Consider the following 18,269-nt stretch of genomic DNA (forward strand, 5'->3'; position numbering starts at 1 on the left):
TTAGTTTGCACTTAAATATAAATATCCAGCTTGTTTGTGAAAATTCTTCTCAGCATCCGGTCCATATTGGTATTCAATAACATAATAGTAAGTACCAGATGGTAAATGTTCAGAATCGTTAAGTGTTAATCGTCCTGAAGAATAACCACTAAACACATTACCATTGACCCCATAATTATTGGTTTCAAAGACCTTAACGCCCCATCTGTTAAACACTTGTACTTTTATGTTCTTAGCACATTCATTATTGGATTGATCGATAAGAAACGTATCGTTTAAACCATCATTATTTGGAGTAACAGAATTATAGATTACTAATCCGCATGGTAATATCAAATCTTTTTTGACACGTCCAAGTGTTACCACACCAAATCCATACACAGCAGTAGTTACTGTATTGTTGGCAAGGTCTATGGCTCCACCTTCATCAACCCACATATTAGTTTCAGCGTTCCAACGTACAATAGTTAGTGCACCTTGTTCTGCAGCCTCTACCATAGATTGTGGGGTTGTAGATTCATTCCAAGATAACGTTATCAGCATATTTTCATCTGCTGCAGACTGTTTTTCAATGGTCCAATACTCCTGATTATCTATTTCTTCAATCACACCCGCTCTTAAATTGTGAGGATACATTGTATTGCTATTTTCATAAAAATACTTCCCTTCAAAAAGCGCTGTGGCGTTGGCAGGTGCAGAAATGCCAGCTTGACGATAGAAACCACCGTCACCTATTGGAAATGTAAACTCTTTATTTCCTGCTTTTTTTACAGGGCCGTCCACATGGCTATCATTAGAAGTGTTAACGTGATAGCCATCAGTATTAAAGATGACTTCTCCACCAAAGTTATCAGCATCTAAAATACCAGCAAATAAATTTGCTTCACCACTAATATCTATAGTACCTAAAATTTCAAAGGGTACACTGCTGCTTGTGTTGTCAAAAAAGGCGTTATAAAGAAAGCTCGTTTTAGAGCCACTCAGTTGTTGATTCGCACTTCCTATGAAGCGTGTCAGCCCGGTGTTTTGATAGAAATCTACAATACCATCATTTTTAAAATGGCTATAGATTAAAACATCACCGTCATTATAAAATTGTCCAGTTGAAAGGTTGTCAAAACGTTCTAAGGTAGATAGTTTTGTACCTTCACTAACGTAGAGCATCCCTTCATTGCTGGTTTGTGCCATCACACCCACGGTAAACAGTAAGAAGGCACTTATATGTAATAAAGATTTTTTCATTAATCTATAAGATTTAATTTGAATAGTGTTGTTACTCTGTAAATCCATAAATGGAACCCACTAAAATTTCCATTTAAATGTCTAATGAAATCATTTAAAATATCATTATGACGTTAAACACTATGGAATTGTGACGTTCGGACCATTTAATGCCAGACATCACAATTCTATAGTATCAGTTCTATTTTATAGCCACTATGACAGTCATATAAGACGGAACATTTCCAGCACCACTATTAACTGTGTAGGTTAACACCCCACTATCGCTAATTTGTACATTTGAAAATTTTGTGGTGTCATACCATGTTACAAAATAATCCAATTGACTGCTTGGCAATACCGGAAGGGTAGTTGTTGCACTTGGATTAGAAACTAGTGGAGCACCTTGTCGTTGATACATAGCATATACATCTACCGTACCAAGTGTCTCACCTGCAGGAACCTGATTTGCATTTGTGTAAACCGTTACAGGAGGCATGTATAAATAAGTTGGTGAAGAAATCCCAGGGTCTCCTTTATCACCTTTATCTCCCTTTTCTCCCTGCGGACCGGCCGGACCTACTGGGCCCGCGATACCTTGAATTCCTCTTGGACCTTCAGCGCCATCTAAGCCTGCTGGACCCACTGGACCTTCAGGACCTTGAAGACCTCTTGGTCCTATAGGACCTTGTGGTCCTTGTGGTCCTTGCTCACCTTGTGGACCTGGCTCACCTTGAGGACCCTCAACACCAGGAATACCCTGAACGCCTCGTGGACCTTGAGCACCTGCTACTCCTGCAGGACCTTCAGGACCAGTTTGGCCAGTTTCACCCTTTTCTCCTTGAGGACCTGCTGGACCAGCCGGACCGGCTGGACCCATTGGACCTTGAATACCTGGCACACCCTGTGGACCTGCATCACCCTGAGGGCCTGCTGGACCTGTTGCTCCTGCTGGACCTTCAACGCCTTGCGGGCCTACTTCACCTTGCGGACCTGCTGGACCCGCTGGACCTGTAGCTCCTACCGGACCTGCTGGGCCTTGAATACCAGGATCACCCTGATCTCCTTTTGGACCTTGGATGTTAACGGTAACTGAATTGTTATCTTCATTTGTAAAAGTGAACGTACCATCATTATTATCAACAAGTTGTGTTACACTTTCATTGTTTTGAATAATTGCTCTTAAATCAACTTGTGTCATGGCACCATCTTCATCAGAATATTCCAATGTAAACCCATCAGCATTAAGCCTTAAGAACGTTAGTGTTTCAGAATCAGCATCGCCAATAATTTGAACATCACCGTTAGCATCAATTCTTGTAAACTGATTGTTTACGATATCCCAATAAACTATGTTATCTGGTAATGTCGCTTCTGAAGCTGTAATTAATTTCTTCCAGCTACCTTGGCTCCAGTAATAATAACCAGGTGTAAGTGCCGCACTGCTACTCGTATTATATACCAGTAAACTTTCAACATTACCAGCGGTAATAGTCGATTGATCGGTATCACTTGTCAATGCTATTTGAGGAATTAAGACCCCTCTGTCCGATGATTTTATTTCTAATTGTGTTGACGGATTTGGCACATCTGTACCAATACCAACCTGTGCAAAAATAAAATTACCCGTTAGTAAAGTAATTAGTAGTAATAGTTTTTTCATAATTAATTAAAGTGAGAGATGTTCTTATTTAGTTATTGTTGATATAAATTACTTTTTAAATTCCCTTTAAACCAAACATTTGTAATAAATTTTTGAAAGAGGACATTCCTCAAAAATATATTGAAATTCATGCGAAAACAAGCAATATGTTAAAAAATAACAAAAAAAATTAACATAAAATATACAATAAAAATACAACTGTTTGATAAACAGATAATTAAAATCGGTTTATCATGTATTTAATGGATATATTTCTAAACAAATGATTGCTAAAGGTTAGGCAAATTTAGTGTTTACCCCAATTTATGTTGCTCGATAAGCCAAAAAACAGAGCTCAAATGCTAATATTCAGCATGAATTGAATAGACCGATTTTACTATTTATGATTTACACCAACATTAGCTTCTCTAGTTTTCCTTCAACCATTTTTTAGCTATTATTTTTAAAAGATTAATTTTAACAAAAAAAATTACATGAGTGGAAATATTCTTTTAGAAGCAATAATTTTTCTTGCCGGTGGTGTTATTTGCGTATCCGTTGCCAAAAAGATTGGTCTGAGTTCCATTATTGGTTATTTGTTAGCCGGTATGATGATTGGGCCATTTATCTTAGGCTTTATGAGACATGAAGGTGAAGACATATTGGCCTTTGCGGAATTTGGCGTGGTCATGATGCTTTTCCTAATAGGCTTGGAAATTGAACCTCGTAGTTTTTGGAAAATGCGAAAGTCAATCTTGGGCTTGGGAAGTCTACAGGTGTTTGGCACTATAGCCCTGACCTTTATAATAGGCTATGCTATAGGTCTCGAGTGGAAGATGGCAATTACAGCAGCAATGGCAGTTGCGCTTTCATCTACTGCAATTACACTTCAAACCAATAAAGAGAAGGGTTTAATGAAAACAACCTATGGCGGATCGTCGTTCTCAATATTGTTATTTCAGGATATAATGGTCATCTTTATGATAGCTGCCTTACCATTACTGTCCAATGTGCCTGAAGAATCATTAACCGAAGAAGGTGTAGCCGCCTCATCAGCCCATATACTTGATAGTTTACCCCTTGCCCTGCATGCCCTTGCCATTTTCGTACCCATTGTACTTATGGTGGTTGCCGGTCGCTATCTTATAGTGCCCATGTTGCGCTTGGTAGCGCAGACTGGGGTACGGGAATTATTGGTAGCGTCAGCATTATTAATTGTTTTTTCTATCTCATTTTTGATGGAATTGGCAGGATTAAGTCCGGCATTGGGAGCGTTCTTAGGTGGCGTAGTATTGGCATCTAGTGAATTTAAGCATGAACTTGAGAGTTCTCTCGACCCCTTTAAAGGTCTCCTCCTAGGATTGTTTTTTATGGCAGTTGGCGCTTCCATTAATTTTTTAGTGATTGCTGAGCAACCATTGTTGATTGTTGGATTGGTATTAGGTGTAATAGTCGTGAAAGCAATTATCCTCTTTATTGTAGGATGGATTTTTAAACTGAAGATAGATCAGCGTATGCTATTGGTGGTGGGCCTATCTCAAATTGGAGAATTTGCATTTGTACTACTTTCTTTTGCGTTTCAATTGAACATCTTCACCCAAGAAGAACATGATATTTTACTCGTTGTTACAGCCCTTACCATGACCTTAACACCCATTTTATGGATGATTAACGAGCGTTTGTTCTTACCAAAAATTGGCACCAAGGAATTAGACCAATCATCAGATCAAATTGAAAAACATCATAAAATTATTCTTTTAGGATTTGGGCATTTTGGAAGCACCATTGGCCGATTTTTACGTGCGCACGGCATTGAAGCCACCGTTATTGACTCCAATTCTAACCGAGTAGATTACCTGAGAGCCATGGGTTTTGATGTTCTTTATGGCGATGTGTCGCGTATTGATTTACTGGAATCGGCCGGCATTGCAGAAGCTGATTTTTTGATTTCAGCTATTGACGATCCAGATGTGAGCATGCATTTGATGAAGAAAATAAAAAAGAAATATCCTAAATTAACACTGATGGTTCGCGCCAAAAACAGTTTTGATGCTTACGAGTTTTATAACATGGGAGTTCATCATATTTATAGAGAATCTTTTGCAACCTCCGTTAAGTTGGCGAGTGATTTACTCTACAATATGGGTTTCGACAAAAAAGCGACGGAGGAGCAAGCGCAAAAATTCATCCAATTAGACATGGAGAGCTTTGAACGACTTGCCAAAACATCTTCTACTGGCAAAGAATACATTTTTAAGGCCCGTGAAGAAATGGAAATGCAGGAAGAAATATTACAAGGTGCTTTCAACTTGAAAAGTAGTGCCATAGATAGCCATATTAAAGAGTAACCTAACCTTTATATTCCTGAAAAAAAGCATCCTTCATCTCCAATAAGAAGGATGCTCTAAATATTATTGATTTTGAAAATTAGAAATTGTTGGATTAATCTGTTAAGAGCACATTTGTAGTCCCGCCACCAGTTAAACTGATATCTACAGGCGCATTCGTTTTCCAATGCCCACGTGTAAAATCTGGCACATCAATAGAGTTAGAACGGTTGGCCACAGATTGCTCACTTAAAGGCGTCACGGCGCTCCACAGTGCAGCGTCATAAACGTCTTGATCTAACGGCAGTCCGTTGCGCAAACAGTCGATTAAACGCCAGTCCATAATAAAATCCATCCCGCCATGACCCCCTACGCGCTTGGCTAGATCGCCTACTTTCTTCACAATTTCCGGGGTGTATTTTTCTTCTACAGCTTTATAGTCTTGCTCGTTTAACCATGAATGTCCTTTTGAAATTTTAGCAGGTTCTGGATATTTTTGAGCAAATCCTTCCGTGCCACTGACCATATGAATTCGCGAATACGGTCTTGGCGAACTCACGTCATGCTGCATCATCATACTTCTACCATTCTTTGTTTTAATAATAGTAGTGTTCATATTTCCTCTAAAATTAGCGTTTTTAAATTCGTTAAAAAACGGATCTTCCCCAGCCAATTTGGTGGCGCGTTTATGCATGGAAAAATCGGCGCTAGAAAGTGAGGTCAAATAATCCATTTGATCACCTCTGTTCACATTCATAATCTGACAGATTGGACCTAAACCGTGCGTAGCATAAAGATTTCCATCACGTCCGATATTTTCTTTTAAACGCCACATATCTTCGTAACCGTTTTTATCAAAATTTAAATCCACCAAATCATGGATATAGGCACCTTCACCATGTACAATGTCACCAAAATAGCCTTGGCGCGCCATATTGAGTGTCAATAATTCGAAAAAGTCATAACAACAATTTTCAAGCATCATACAATGCATCTTCGTGCGTTCAGAAGTTTCTACCAATTCCCAGCACTCGTCAATCGTTTTTGCTGCTGGCACCTCAACGGCCACATGGCGTCCCGCATTCATGCCATATACGGCCATAGGCACGTGCAAATCCCACGGTGTAGCAATATAAATCAAGTCTAAGTCTTCAGTGTCGATCATTTGTTTCCAAGCATCTTCACTGCCACTATAAACTTTTGGGTTGTGTTTTGTACCGTCTAAAAGTTTCTTGGCGTTTTCAGCCTGCTTAGGTCGCAAATCGCACAAGGCTTTTATTTCCACACCGTCTATATAACTCATTCTTTTAACTGCTCCTGGACCTCGCATTCCCAAGCCGATAAAACCAATCTTTACGGTTTCAATTTTAGGCGCCGCGTAACCTGACATGTTAAAGCGAGAGGTCCCCATGTTTGGCGGCGCTATAATTCCTGAAGTGGAACTGCAGCTTACAAATCCGCCAGTTGCGACACCAAGTCCTGCTAACCCCGTTAGCTTTAAAAAATTTCTTCTGTTATTTGAATTACTCATTTTTTAGGTATTAGTATATGATTTTTTTAAAAGAATTAAGACCGCTCCGCTATTAGAACAAAGAACAAAGACTTGCTTAGAACTGGATGAGAAACACTTGTAATTTATATTAAAATACATTTTTTAGATTCACATGCTATGGTAAAGCAACGAATCAATTTACGATTCCATACCAAATCAACAGCCAATAAAATTGGGAATTATATCATTGTTTTCACCTAACATAGGCTTAACCTATAAAGATAATCTGTTTATTGAACATTGAAAAAGTTATTTAGAATTAAATCTTCATTGCATCTTTAAATTGCAGGTTTTAAATAATGAAATTATAAGTTTCACGTGGGTACTTCAATTAACTAAAAAAATATAAAATAAAAAAAGCCCCTACGTTCAATAGATCATAGAGACATTTTATTATTAAATCACTTAGTGTCCAGTAAAAACAAATGATAACGCAACAAATCCATCTAAAGAAAAAGACATTATAACACTTTTCAAATTTGACTTTGCTTTTTTGAAATTATTTCTACCGAGATTAAATGGAAGATTGCAATTTAAATTATCGCTGTTTGTTATTTAGTTACAAGCAAATCTTCATTCTTGATTCGTTATTCTAAAAGCAAAGCCCCTGCCTGCCGGTGAGGCAGGGTCTTGATTCTTTTTAGAACAACAATGATTTACAAATTAGAACTTACAATTTATTCCAAGTATCATTTAACATATTGACATCTGCCAACATTTTATTCGGATCTAAAACGACGCGTTGCACGCTTTTAGTCGTTTTTAATAAATGGCTCCATGTATTTCCACGCTGCCAAATTTCAACAGGAAGTCTTACATTTTCGGTAGTATTATCTGAATAAATCACCTGAAGTTCTAAAGGCATCGGAATTTCTCCAGTATTCTCAACAGTAATCAAATAGTTCCCTTGATATTCCTCCACGGAAGCAATGCCCATATCAATGTTACCATTCCCATAAAACCATCCTTTCCAAAAATATGACAAGTTTTCACCAGATACATTTTCCATATGATTGAAAAAGTCATTAGGTTGCGGGTGCTTAAAGGCCCAATGGCGGATATAACTATTAAAAGCATTATCAAAACGCTCAGGCCCTAAAATGTACTCGCGAAGCATAAATAAGCCAGATGCCGGTTTGTAATAGGCAGTATAAGCCAAGTTTCTTGCATTGGCAACATCTGGAGCGGTATCAATACCTTCACGTTTTTCGTAAGTTAAATAATTCACCAAATTACGCGGCTTGTCTATTGAGGTGGAAAATTCACCCTTATTGAATGCTGCGGTGCTGTAATGGTTGATAAATGTATTAAAACCTTCATCCATCCACGGATAAAGACGCTCATTACTTCCCACAATCATCGGGAACCAATTATGTCCAAACTCATGATCTGTAACGCCCCATAAATCTGATCCTACACTTTGATAATGACAAAAACTAACCCCAGGATATTCCATTCCGCCCACATTTGCCGCTACGTTAATAGCATTGTAATATGGATAAGGAAAGTAAGTGGTTGAATAAAATTCTACCGACGCTTTTGTAAACTCCGTTGAACGTGTCCAAGCAGCTTTACCTGCACTCTCTTTAGGGTATACAGACTGCGCCATCCCTGTTTTGCCGTTACCAAGATTCATACGAGCAGCATCCCAAATAAACGCTTTTGATGAAGCCCAAGCCACATCACGCGTATTTTCCATTTTATAATGCCAGGTCAGCGTGCCATTTGGTTTTGCTTGCGACGCAGCTTTACCTACCTCATCAGGCTTGATAATATAAACGGTTTCATCACTTTTTTCTGCTTTTGCAAAACGCTCTTGTTGTGTTTTTGTAAGCACCTCTTTCGGGTTTTGTAAAATCCCAGAGCACACCACCGTGTGATTTGCTGGAGCCGTAATTTTAACATCAAAAGTTCCATATTCGCAATAGAACTCCCCTGCTCCTAAATACGGTTCTGTATTCCAACCCGTAACATCATCAAAAACCGCTACACGTGGATACCATTGTGCAAGTGCATAAATGATTCCGGCTTCAGTTTCCAATCGGCCCATACGGTCCATCCCTTCTACAGGAACTTTAAATTTAAAGTCCATACTTATGGTCACTTTTCCTCCAATGGCAGCCAAAGGTTTGTCAAGAAAAAGTTGCATGCGGGTATCGGTCACCAAGTATTTTGAAGAGGTTCCTGTTGCTGTTTTAGCCGATACATTGTTCAATTCAAATCCGCCTTCAACATCTCCTGCGTAACGGCTACCTAAAACAGAGGTCGTTAAGGTGCCTCTAGAAGTTTCTGTAAAACGATTCTGTTCCAAATACAGCCAAATAAACTCTAAAGTTTCGGGACTATTATTTATATACTGTATGGTGACAGTACCAGATACCGTGTGGTTTTTATCGTCTAACGCTATCTCCAAATTATAATCGGCCGAATTTTGCCAATATTCTGGACCAGGTTTTCCCGATGCCGTGCGATAAACATTGCCTTGGCGATAAGACACATTGTCAAATAAATGCTGATTATTCTTTACTGCTTCTTGAGCAACTACAGACAAGGAAAAAGCGAATAACATGAGCAACATGCTATTTTTTAAATACTTCATAATTAAAAATTTAATGATAGGAATGCGAATATACTAATTAGAACGAAAGAAAACAGGCCCTACGCTTACTTGAGGAGGAGTTTATGGATTATTTAACATCCTGATTTTAATAGCCAACAAATGTTTAAACTTGAGCGTATTTTAAATTCCTAAGATTAACAATTACCCATCCCAATCATCTACACACAACATGTTTACAAAATAAAATCTGCCACCTTTCCATTTGTAAAACTTTAACAATTCGTTAAAAAAACAGAAGTGTGTTCATAAATTCACTAATTTTGTAACGTATGAAACAATTTTTACAAAAATCAATGGCTTTTTTTATGGCATCTGTCGTTCTGATGACGACATCGTCATTTGCTGTTGATTTGCATTATTGTGGAGATACGATGGTCGATTTTTCATTTATGCAGCAAGTCGAAACTTGTGGCATGGAAAAACTTCCGGTCAGTACAAGTTGTGAAAATCCAGATCTTGCTGTAAAATCATGCTGTACCGACAAGCAAATTGTTAAGGAAGGTCAAGATGATCTTAAAGTGTCTTTCGATACCTTAACGCTCGAGCAACAAGTTTTCATTACCTCATTTACGTATTCTTATCTCAGTCTTTTTGAAGGAACTGAATCTAACAGTATTCCTTTTGTAGATTATGCGCCCCCCTTTATTGAACGGGATGTGCAAGTGCTGCACCAGACTTTCTTAATTTGATTTATTAGTCAGTCCTGATCTATATCAGGAAAACAAGCCCTAGGTCATTACCGTTTTGGGCACGTTTTGTTTGTTCTATTTCTGTAGAGCTTAACGCAAACGCTTTGTTTAACTGTCTAATAAATACCATTCATGCTCAATAAAAGCATCAAATTTCTTATAGAAAATAAATTAGTCGCTGTACTCCTTTTAACCTTATTTGTTGGATGGGGATTAGTCAACGCACCTTTAGATATAAATACTGGTTTCTTACCATCTGACCCCGTATCCGTAGATGCTATACCGGATATTGGAGAAAACCAGCAAATTGTATTTACCAAATGGGACGGACGTTCTCCACAAGATATTGAGGACCAAATCACCTATCCTCTTACAACGTCGTTGTTAGGAATTTCAGGCGTAAAAACTATTCGTAGCTCTTCAATGTTCGGTTTTTCGAGCATTTATATCATTTTTGAAGAAGATGTTGAATTTTATTGGTCCCGCAGCCGAATCCTTGAAAAGCTAAATTCGCTACCTGCGAATCTATTGCCAGAGGGTGTGAATCCTGCCTTAGGACCAGACGCAACAGGATTGGGTCAGGTATTTTGGTACACTTTAGAAGGGCGGGATAAAGAGGGTAACGTTACTGGCGGTTGGGATCTTCATGAGTTGCGTAGTATTCAAGATTATTATGTTAAATACGGATTGTCTTCTGCAAGTGGTGTTTCTGAAGTGGCTTCTATTGGTGGATATGTTCAGGAATATCAAATTGATGTGGACCCTGAAAAGATGCGTCAGTACAATATTGGATTGAGCGCTATTGTAAAGGCGGTTAAGGAAAGTAATCAAGATATTGGAGCGCAGACCTTGGAAATTAATCAGGCGGAATATTTAGTGCGTGGCCTGGGTTATGTAAAATCGGTGGCGGATATCGAAAATGCGGTGGTGACTTCAGAAAATTTCACCTCCATCAGAATCAAGGATATTGCCAATGTCAACCTCGGGCCACAAGCCAGACGTGGGATTTTAGATAAAGAAGGCGCTGAAGTTGTGGGAGGTGTTGTGGTTGCCAGATATGGTGCCAATCCATTGGAAGTTATCAATAATGTTAAAGATCAGATTGCAGATTTATCTTCCGGACTACCAAGTAAAACATTATCGGACGGACGCACCTCACAAATAACTATTGTTCCATTCTACGATCGTTCTGAACTGATTCAGGAAACTTTATACACGCTAAACGAAGCACTTATTCTTGAAATCCTGATTACCATTTTGGTGATTATCGTGATGGTCTTCAACTTACGGGCCTCCATCCTTATTTCAGGATTATTACCCGTAGCCGTTTTGATGGTATTTATTACGATGAAACTGTTTAATGTTGATGCCAATATTGTAGCCCTTTCAGGTATTGCGATTGCTATTGGCACCATGGTGGATGTAGGTGTGATTCTCGCCGAAAACATGATCCGACATATTGAAAGTGAAAAGTTACGCCTTCGAGAAGATGGCACGGAATACACCACAAACGAAATCATTTACAATGCGACCACTGAAGTTTCTGGAGCCATATTAACTGCGGTGTTAACCACAATCATCAGTTTTATTCCAGTATTTACGATGATAGGTGCTGAAGGTAAATTGTTCCGCCCGTTAGCGTTTACCAAAACCATGGCGCTTACCGCATCATTGATTGTGGCACTGTTCTTAATTCCGCCTTTTGCTGCGTTTTTGTTTAGAAAAAGCAATATTATGGAGCGCACCAAATACATCATGAATGGCGTTCTTATAATTCTGGGTATAACCGCAATTGCTTACGGCTTTTGGCTTGGAAGTATTTTAATGGCATTTGGCATTGTAGGAATTTTAAGTATCCGAAATGTGGTTACTGAAAAGCGTGCCAATCTGATTAAAATTATCATTTCAGTTATAGCGATTGTCGTTTTACTGGCAGAATATTGGCGACCGCTCGGATTTGATCGCAGCATCATCATGAACTTGATTTTTGTGGGCATTATTTGCTTTGGATTGCTTGGCGTGTTCTCCATTTTCCAGAGGTATTACCACGCTATATTAAGCTGGGCACTTCAAAATCGATTACTGTTTTTAATCATCCCAACAACTGTTTTGATTTTAGGCTTCATCATTATGCGTAATACCGGCAAGGAATTTATGCCTGCACTTAATGAAGGCTCCTTTTTATTAATGCCAACCTCCCTACCTCACGCCGGTGTGGAAGAAAATAAACGTGTTTTACAACAGCTCGATATGGCTGTGTCGAGCATCCCAGAAATTGAAACTGTAGTCGGTAAAGCGGGTAGAACAGAATCGGCTTTAGACCCTGCGCCACTTTCCATGTATGAAAATGTGATTATTTACAAGTCCGAATACATGCGAAATGCTGATGGCGACAGACAACGCTATCAAGTTAATGACGACGGATTTTATGTGATGAAAAACAAACGCCTATTCCACAATACCAACAGTGATGTCAGCGATGATGCTCTGGAAAATGCTCGTAATAAAGGACTACTTTCCTCAGCAATAACAGTATCAGACAAAGATCTTATACAGGATGATGATGGCGAGTATTTTAGAAATTGGCGACCAGAAATCAATAGTCCGAATGACATTTGGAACGCCATTGTAAATGTCACCAAAATACCTGGCGTGACCTCTGCACCGAAGTTACAGCCGATCGAAACCCGATTGGTAATGTTGCAAACAGGAATGCGTGCACCAATGGGTATTAAAGTAAAAGGTCAGAATTTAGAGCAAATTGAGGCCTTTGGGATGGAATTGGAAGGCATTTTAAAACAAGCCGAAGGTGTTAAGGAACAAGCTGTGTTTGCTGATCGTATTGTTGGAAAACCGTATTTGCTTATCGATATCAAGAGAGAGCAGTTGGCACGTTATGGCATCACCATTATGGAGGTTCAGGAAATCCTACAGATTGCGGTTGGCGGAATGCCATTGACCCAAACGGTAGAAGGTCGTGAGCGTTACGGTGTACGTGTGCGTTATCCGCGTGAACTGCGTTCTAATCCGGAAGATATTAAAAACATTCACGTTCCTGTTGAAAAAGGAAGCCCTGTACCATTAGGCGAGTTGGTAGATATTAGATATGAACAAGGTCCTATGGTTATTAAAAGTGAGGACACGTTCTTAATCGGCTATGTACTATTTGACAAACTTGACGGGTTTGCAGAAGTTGATGTGGTAGAAAATGCACAAGCCCTCATTCAAAAACACATTGATAATGGCGACTTGGTAGTACCGCAAGGCATCAGTTACCGATTTACGGGGACTTATGAAAACCAGCTTCGCGCGGAAAAGACATTATCCGTGGTCGTGCCATTAGCGTTATTAATTATTTTTGTTATTCTCTATTTCCAATTCCGCTCAGTGACCACGTCGCTTATGGTGTTTACGGGAATTACGGTAGCCTTTGCTGGCGGATTCATCATGATCTGGTTGTATGGTCAAGATTGGTTCTTCAATTTCAACATTTTTGGAGAAAACATGCGCGACCTGTTCAATATGAAAACCATCAACCTAAGTGTCGCCGTGTGGGTCGGTTTTATTGCGCTATTTGGTATTGCTACCGATGATGGCGTGGTCATGGCCACGTACCTCACCCAAACGTTTGAAAGAGAGCAACCAACCGATAAAAAAGGCATTAGACTTGCCACTTTAGAAGCGGCTGGCAATAGAATCCGTCCGTGTTTGATGACTACAGTAACTACGGTGCTCGCTTTATTACCGGTATTGACCTCAACAGGAAAAGGAAGCGATATCATGATCCCAATGGCCATTCCTATTTTTGGTGGGATGTTGATAGACACGACCTCTTACTTCTTGGTTCCTGTTCTCTACAGTTGGAAAAAAGAACGTGAAGCAAAAAGACAACTTAAAAAGGAATCAAAAACACTAATTACTGAATAATGAGCAACAAGAATAAATATATCGTCCTCTTTATCTGCTTTGCATTTGGCCTTTCGTCATTGAACAGTTATGGTCAAGATTTGCAATCGTATATTAAAGAAGCCATTGCCAACAACCCTAAGATTCAGAAAGTGGATTTGCAATACAAAATCGCTACTGAAAAAATCAAGGAAGTCAATAGTTTACCAAATACTGAGTTTAATTTTGGTGTGATGGCCATAGCGCCAGAAGTAGAGATGCCTATGGAACGTTTTAGAGTTTCTGTGATGCAAATGTTGCCTTGGTTTGGTACCATCACCTCAAGAGAAAATTATGCATCGGCCATGGCAGATGCACAATATGTGGAGGTGACCATCACCAAACGAAAACTGGCACTTTCAGTCTCCCAACTGTATTATACGCTTTATGAAATTAGAGCAAAGCAGGCCGTGCTTCAGAAGAACATTGCGCTTTTAGAGACTTATGAGCGACTTGCCCTGACCTCTTTGGAAGTTAATAAAGCATCTGCCGTTGATGTCTTGAAATTACAAATTAGACAGAACGAATTACAACAGGAAATTGACGTTTTAGATCAGCAGAACAAAGGCATACAGGCTGCAATGAACAGCTTGTTGAATAAGCCTAATGATGCGGCAGTTGAGGTGTCAGATGCCTTGGTAATTCCAGAAAACGACAGCATTTTTAGTTACGATAGTTTAGCGGTCAACCCTGAGTTGCTCAAATATGATAAATTGTACCAATCTGTTGAACAGTCAGAATTGATGAACCTAAAGGAAAGTGTTCCAATGATCGGACTTGGTGTAGAATATATCAATCAAGAAAAGAGCCCGATGAGTATGAGTTCTTACCAAGATATGGTGATGCCGATGGTTTCGTTATCCATCCCTATCTTTAATAACACTTATAAATCGAGAACGAGACAAAATACGCTTCAAAAACAGGAAATACAATCGCAAAAAGATGAACGTTTGAATATGCTGACCGCCGATTTGTCCAAGGCCATTTCGCAGCGCAACCAATCTCGCATAAAATTCAACAGTCAGCAAAAAAACCTGAAGCAGGCTGAAGATGCGGAAGGCATCCTGATTAAGAATTATGAAACAGGCACTATCGATTTTAATGATGTTTTAGACATTCAGGAGTTGCAATTAAAATTTCAAATGAATCAAATTGAATCGATCAACATGTATTATGTACAGTCGGCCATCATTAACTATTTAGTTCACTAATTATGATAAAAGACTTCTACATCAAAAATATGGTTTGCGATCGCTGCATTAAGGTGTTACGAGATGAACTGAATGCTCACACTATCGAACTCCTGAACATCGAATTAGGGCGAATCACTTTAGATGTACAAGACTCAGACACCACGGAAATTTTGGTGTCCATATTAGATAAAAATGGATTTTCATTAATTGACAATCCTGAACTACATCTTGTAGAACAAATAAAAATTGAACTCATTCAGTTGTTGAAACAGTTACCATTACAAATTGAGCAAAAGCTATCCTCCTATTTAGAATCAAAGCTCCACAAGGATTATTTTAAAATGAGCAAACTTTTCTCAACTAACGAAAGTGTCACTATAGAAAAATATTTTATCAAATTAAAAATAGAAAAAGTGAAAGAGCTGATCCAAAATCAAGCATTGAATTTTACAGAAATCAGCCAACTGCTTAATTATAGTAACATCAACCATCTGAGCAGACAGTTTAAGAGAGAAACAGGCATGAGTTTATCAGAGTATAAATCGGCGCAAAAAAACGACAGAACCTCGTTGGACCAAATTGTATAACAATCAGCCAAGATTATGAAACAAATTATTGATAATCAATTGTAATTTTGAAAAAACTGATCTTATGAGAACATTAAATTTAGTATTTATTCTCACACTTTTGGGGCTGAATGGCACAGTTGCGCAACAGCTTGAAGGTAACGTTGATAATTTACCAGTACAAGAACACAGGCTGACCATTAGGGAAGCTGTGGTTTCTAAAACTGGTAAAGAAGTTAAAGCAATGACGGTCAACGGAAGTATCCCTGGGCCAACCCTTGAATTTACTGAAGGTGAATATGCGGTGATTTACGTAACAAATGAGATGAGCGTAGAAACATCCATTCATTGGCACGGCTTGTTATTACCCAATTTTATGGACGGCGTGCCATATTTAACCACGCCACCCATTAAACCAGGAACGACTTTTAAATATGAGTTTCCATTGCGACAATCCGGCACCTATTGGTACCATTCGCATACCATGTTACAGGAACAAAGCGGCGTGTTTGGATCTTTGGTCATTCATCCAAAAGAAAGAACATTAGCGTATGATACTGATTTAGTAGTGATGCTTTCTGATTGGACTAATGAGCAACCTAAAGATGTGATGCGCAATTTGAAACGGGGCAATGAGTGGTACCAAATGAAAAAAGGTACCTCAACACCTTTAAATGAGGTGATTGCTCGTGGCGCCTTTGGTTCGCAACTCAACTTTTGGAAACAGCGCATGGAAGGAGCTGACATAGCCGATGTGTATTACCCTGCATTTTTAATTAATGGAGAACCTACTAAGGAGTATCCAAACTTTAAGCCGGGAGAAAAGGTGCGTTTACGCATTATAAATGGCTCTGCGTCGTCTCAATTTTGGATGACTTTTGGCGGTGAAGCGCCACTATTAGTGTCTGCGGATGGATTGGATGTGGTGCCTGTGGCGCTCTCCAAATCGTTTATTGCAACGGCAGAGACTTACGATTTTATCATCACCATTCCTGAAGATGGGAAAATCGAATTTAAAGCCATGGCGCAAGATGGGTCTGGCACCGCAACGGCATATTTTGGAGATGGCAGTCTGCTTCCCGCGGAAACCTTGAGTCCACCAGACAAAATAAAAATGATGCAAGACATGGCAAAGATGGATATGAAGATGGGTGCCCATGCCATAAAATTCCAACCTAAAAAAGATGAGCGTTACGAGATGACGGAGAAATACGGAATGAAAATGGATCATGGAAGCATGGCAATGCCAAAAGATTCTGACACCTCGAAACCCATGGACCATTCCAAAATGGCTCACGACACTATGGCAAAATCAAAAGATTCTTCCACCACAAAAAAAATGGATCATTCTAAAATGAACCACGACAACATGGAGATGCCTAAAGATTCTGCAACCACCAAGAATATGGATCATAGCAAAATGGACCATGCCAAACCTAAAGAAGATCATTCCGGTATGGATATGGACGGTATGGATAAGGCGCCTCAGTACACTTACAATTATTTGAAATCCGCTGAAAAAACCGCCTATGATGCCAACCTGCCCGTAAAAGAAATTTTGTTAAATCTGACCGGGAATATGCAACGCTATATTTGGAGTATGAACGGGGTGCCGTTAAGCGAAGCCGACAACATAAAGATAAAGAGTAGTGAGGTTACCCGCATCACTTTTAATAACCTGACCATGATGCACCATCCGATGCATCTTCACGGTCATTTTTTCAGGGTTATTAATAAAAATGGCGACTATTCACCTCTAAAACATACGGTAAATGTGCCGCCAATGGAAGAAGTGACCATCGAATTTAGTGGCAATGATGGGGATGAAAACGGCGATTGGTTTTTTCACTGTCACATTCTTTACCATATGATGAGCGGAATGGCGCGTATTGTTAGTTATGATACACCACGTGACCCAAGGATGGAACAACACCCAGTAACACATTTAATCAATGAGGCGGATCAGTATTACACTTGGTCGCTTTTAGATGTGGCGTCGCATATGTCTGAATTTAATTTTGTGACTTCAAACCTCCGTAATCAGTTTAACGTATCAGCGGAATATGGCTGGAATGAAAATTTAGAAGCCGAAGTAACCTATGAGCGTTATCTACATGATTATTTCCGAGTTTTTGTTGGGGTCAATGTAGAAAATGAACTAGAGGACAGTTTGGACGAGATCAATACCACGGCCATTGCAGGAATCCGATTTTTAACCCCATACTTATTCAACTTGGATGTGCGAATGGACAGCAAACTTAGACCACAAATCAGTTTGAGCCGAGAACTATTACTATTCCCAAGAACCGCTATTTTCGGCAATTACGAATATCAAGCAGATTTTGGCTGGGTAGACCCACTCCCAACAGGCGAAAATTTTGACAATGAAGTCAGTTGGAATGCCGGTATAGAATATTACCTGTCACGAGATTTTTCACTTACAGCCAGTTATGATAATCGTTTTGGGGCTGGCGGTGGACTATCACTCAGGTTTTGATAAAAATTAAATAGAAT

The 18,269-nt window shown here is 39.3% G+C and carries 10 protein-coding genes; 6 read left to right on the forward strand and 4 right to left on the reverse strand.

The features are described from left to right. Together BXY82_RS14390 and BXY82_RS15660 are read right to left on the reverse strand one after the other, a co-directional pair. Complete coding sequence (locus BXY82_RS14390; RefSeq protein ID WP_133758937.1) at positions 1-1,242, reverse strand: gliding motility-associated C-terminal domain-containing protein; 1,242 nt, start codon at positions 1,240-1,242, stop codon at positions 1-3. A 181-nt stretch (positions 1,243-1,423) separates the two neighbouring features. After that, a complete protein-coding gene (locus BXY82_RS15660) occupies positions 1,424-2,884 on the reverse strand; it encodes a collagen-like domain-containing protein (protein WP_262711376.1) in 1,461 nt (486 codons plus the stop codon). A 473-nt stretch (positions 2,885-3,357) separates the two neighbouring features. On the opposite strand from BXY82_RS15660, the gene BXY82_RS14400 reads away from it, so the two are divergent. Next, positions 3,358-5,211, forward strand: a complete 1,854-nt coding sequence (locus BXY82_RS14400) for a cation:proton antiporter domain-containing protein (protein WP_133758938.1) — start codon at positions 3,358-3,360, stop codon at positions 5,209-5,211. A gap of 94 nt (positions 5,212-5,305) precedes the next feature. Here the strand turns inward: BXY82_RS14400 and BXY82_RS14405 are convergent, their stop codons facing one another. Together BXY82_RS14405 and BXY82_RS14410 are read right to left on the reverse strand one after the other, a co-directional pair. After that, positions 5,306-6,721: a Gfo/Idh/MocA family oxidoreductase gene (locus tag BXY82_RS14405; protein WP_133758939.1), complete on the reverse strand. Its 1,416-nt coding sequence runs from the start codon at positions 6,719-6,721 to the stop codon at positions 5,306-5,308. A gap of 691 nt (positions 6,722-7,412) precedes the next feature. Next, a complete protein-coding gene (locus BXY82_RS14410) occupies positions 7,413-9,341 on the reverse strand; it encodes a M1 family metallopeptidase (RefSeq protein ID WP_133758940.1) in 1,929 nt (642 codons plus the stop codon). A 290-nt stretch (positions 9,342-9,631) separates the two neighbouring features. Between BXY82_RS14410 and BXY82_RS14415 the strand changes: the two genes are divergently transcribed. The 5 genes from BXY82_RS14415 to BXY82_RS14435 all read left to right on the forward strand — a co-directional run bounded on the left by BXY82_RS14415 (position 9,632) and on the right by BXY82_RS14435 (position 18,252). Continuing rightward, positions 9,632-10,051, forward strand: coding sequence for an HYC_CC_PP family protein (locus BXY82_RS14415; protein WP_133758941.1), 420 nt, complete (start codon positions 9,632-9,634; stop codon positions 10,049-10,051). A gap of 132 nt (positions 10,052-10,183) precedes the next feature. Continuing rightward, positions 10,184-13,978 (forward strand): efflux RND transporter permease subunit, encoded by a 3,795-nt coding sequence (locus tag BXY82_RS14420; protein WP_133758942.1) that lies wholly within the window; start codon positions 10,184-10,186, stop codon positions 13,976-13,978. Beyond that, entirely contained in the window at positions 13,978-15,207 is a 1,230-nt protein-coding gene (locus tag BXY82_RS14425) for a TolC family protein (protein ID WP_133758943.1), read from the forward strand. Before BXY82_RS14420 ends, BXY82_RS14425 begins: the two co-directional genes overlap by 1 nt. A gap of 2 nt (positions 15,208-15,209) precedes the next feature. Next, a complete protein-coding gene (locus BXY82_RS14430) occupies positions 15,210-15,776 on the forward strand; it encodes a helix-turn-helix domain-containing protein (RefSeq protein WP_133758944.1) in 567 nt (188 codons plus the stop codon). Between the two features lie 64 nt (positions 15,777-15,840). Beyond that, on the forward strand, positions 15,841-18,252 hold the full coding sequence (locus tag BXY82_RS14435; RefSeq protein WP_133758945.1) for a multicopper oxidase domain-containing protein: 2,412 nt from the start codon (positions 15,841-15,843) through the stop codon (positions 18,250-18,252). Positions 18,253-18,269 lie beyond the last annotated feature (17 nt).

It is taken from the genome of Gelidibacter sediminis (genome assembly GCF_004364975.1).
GTDB classification, from domain to species: domain Bacteria; phylum Bacteroidota; class Bacteroidia; order Flavobacteriales; family Flavobacteriaceae; genus Gelidibacter; species Gelidibacter sediminis.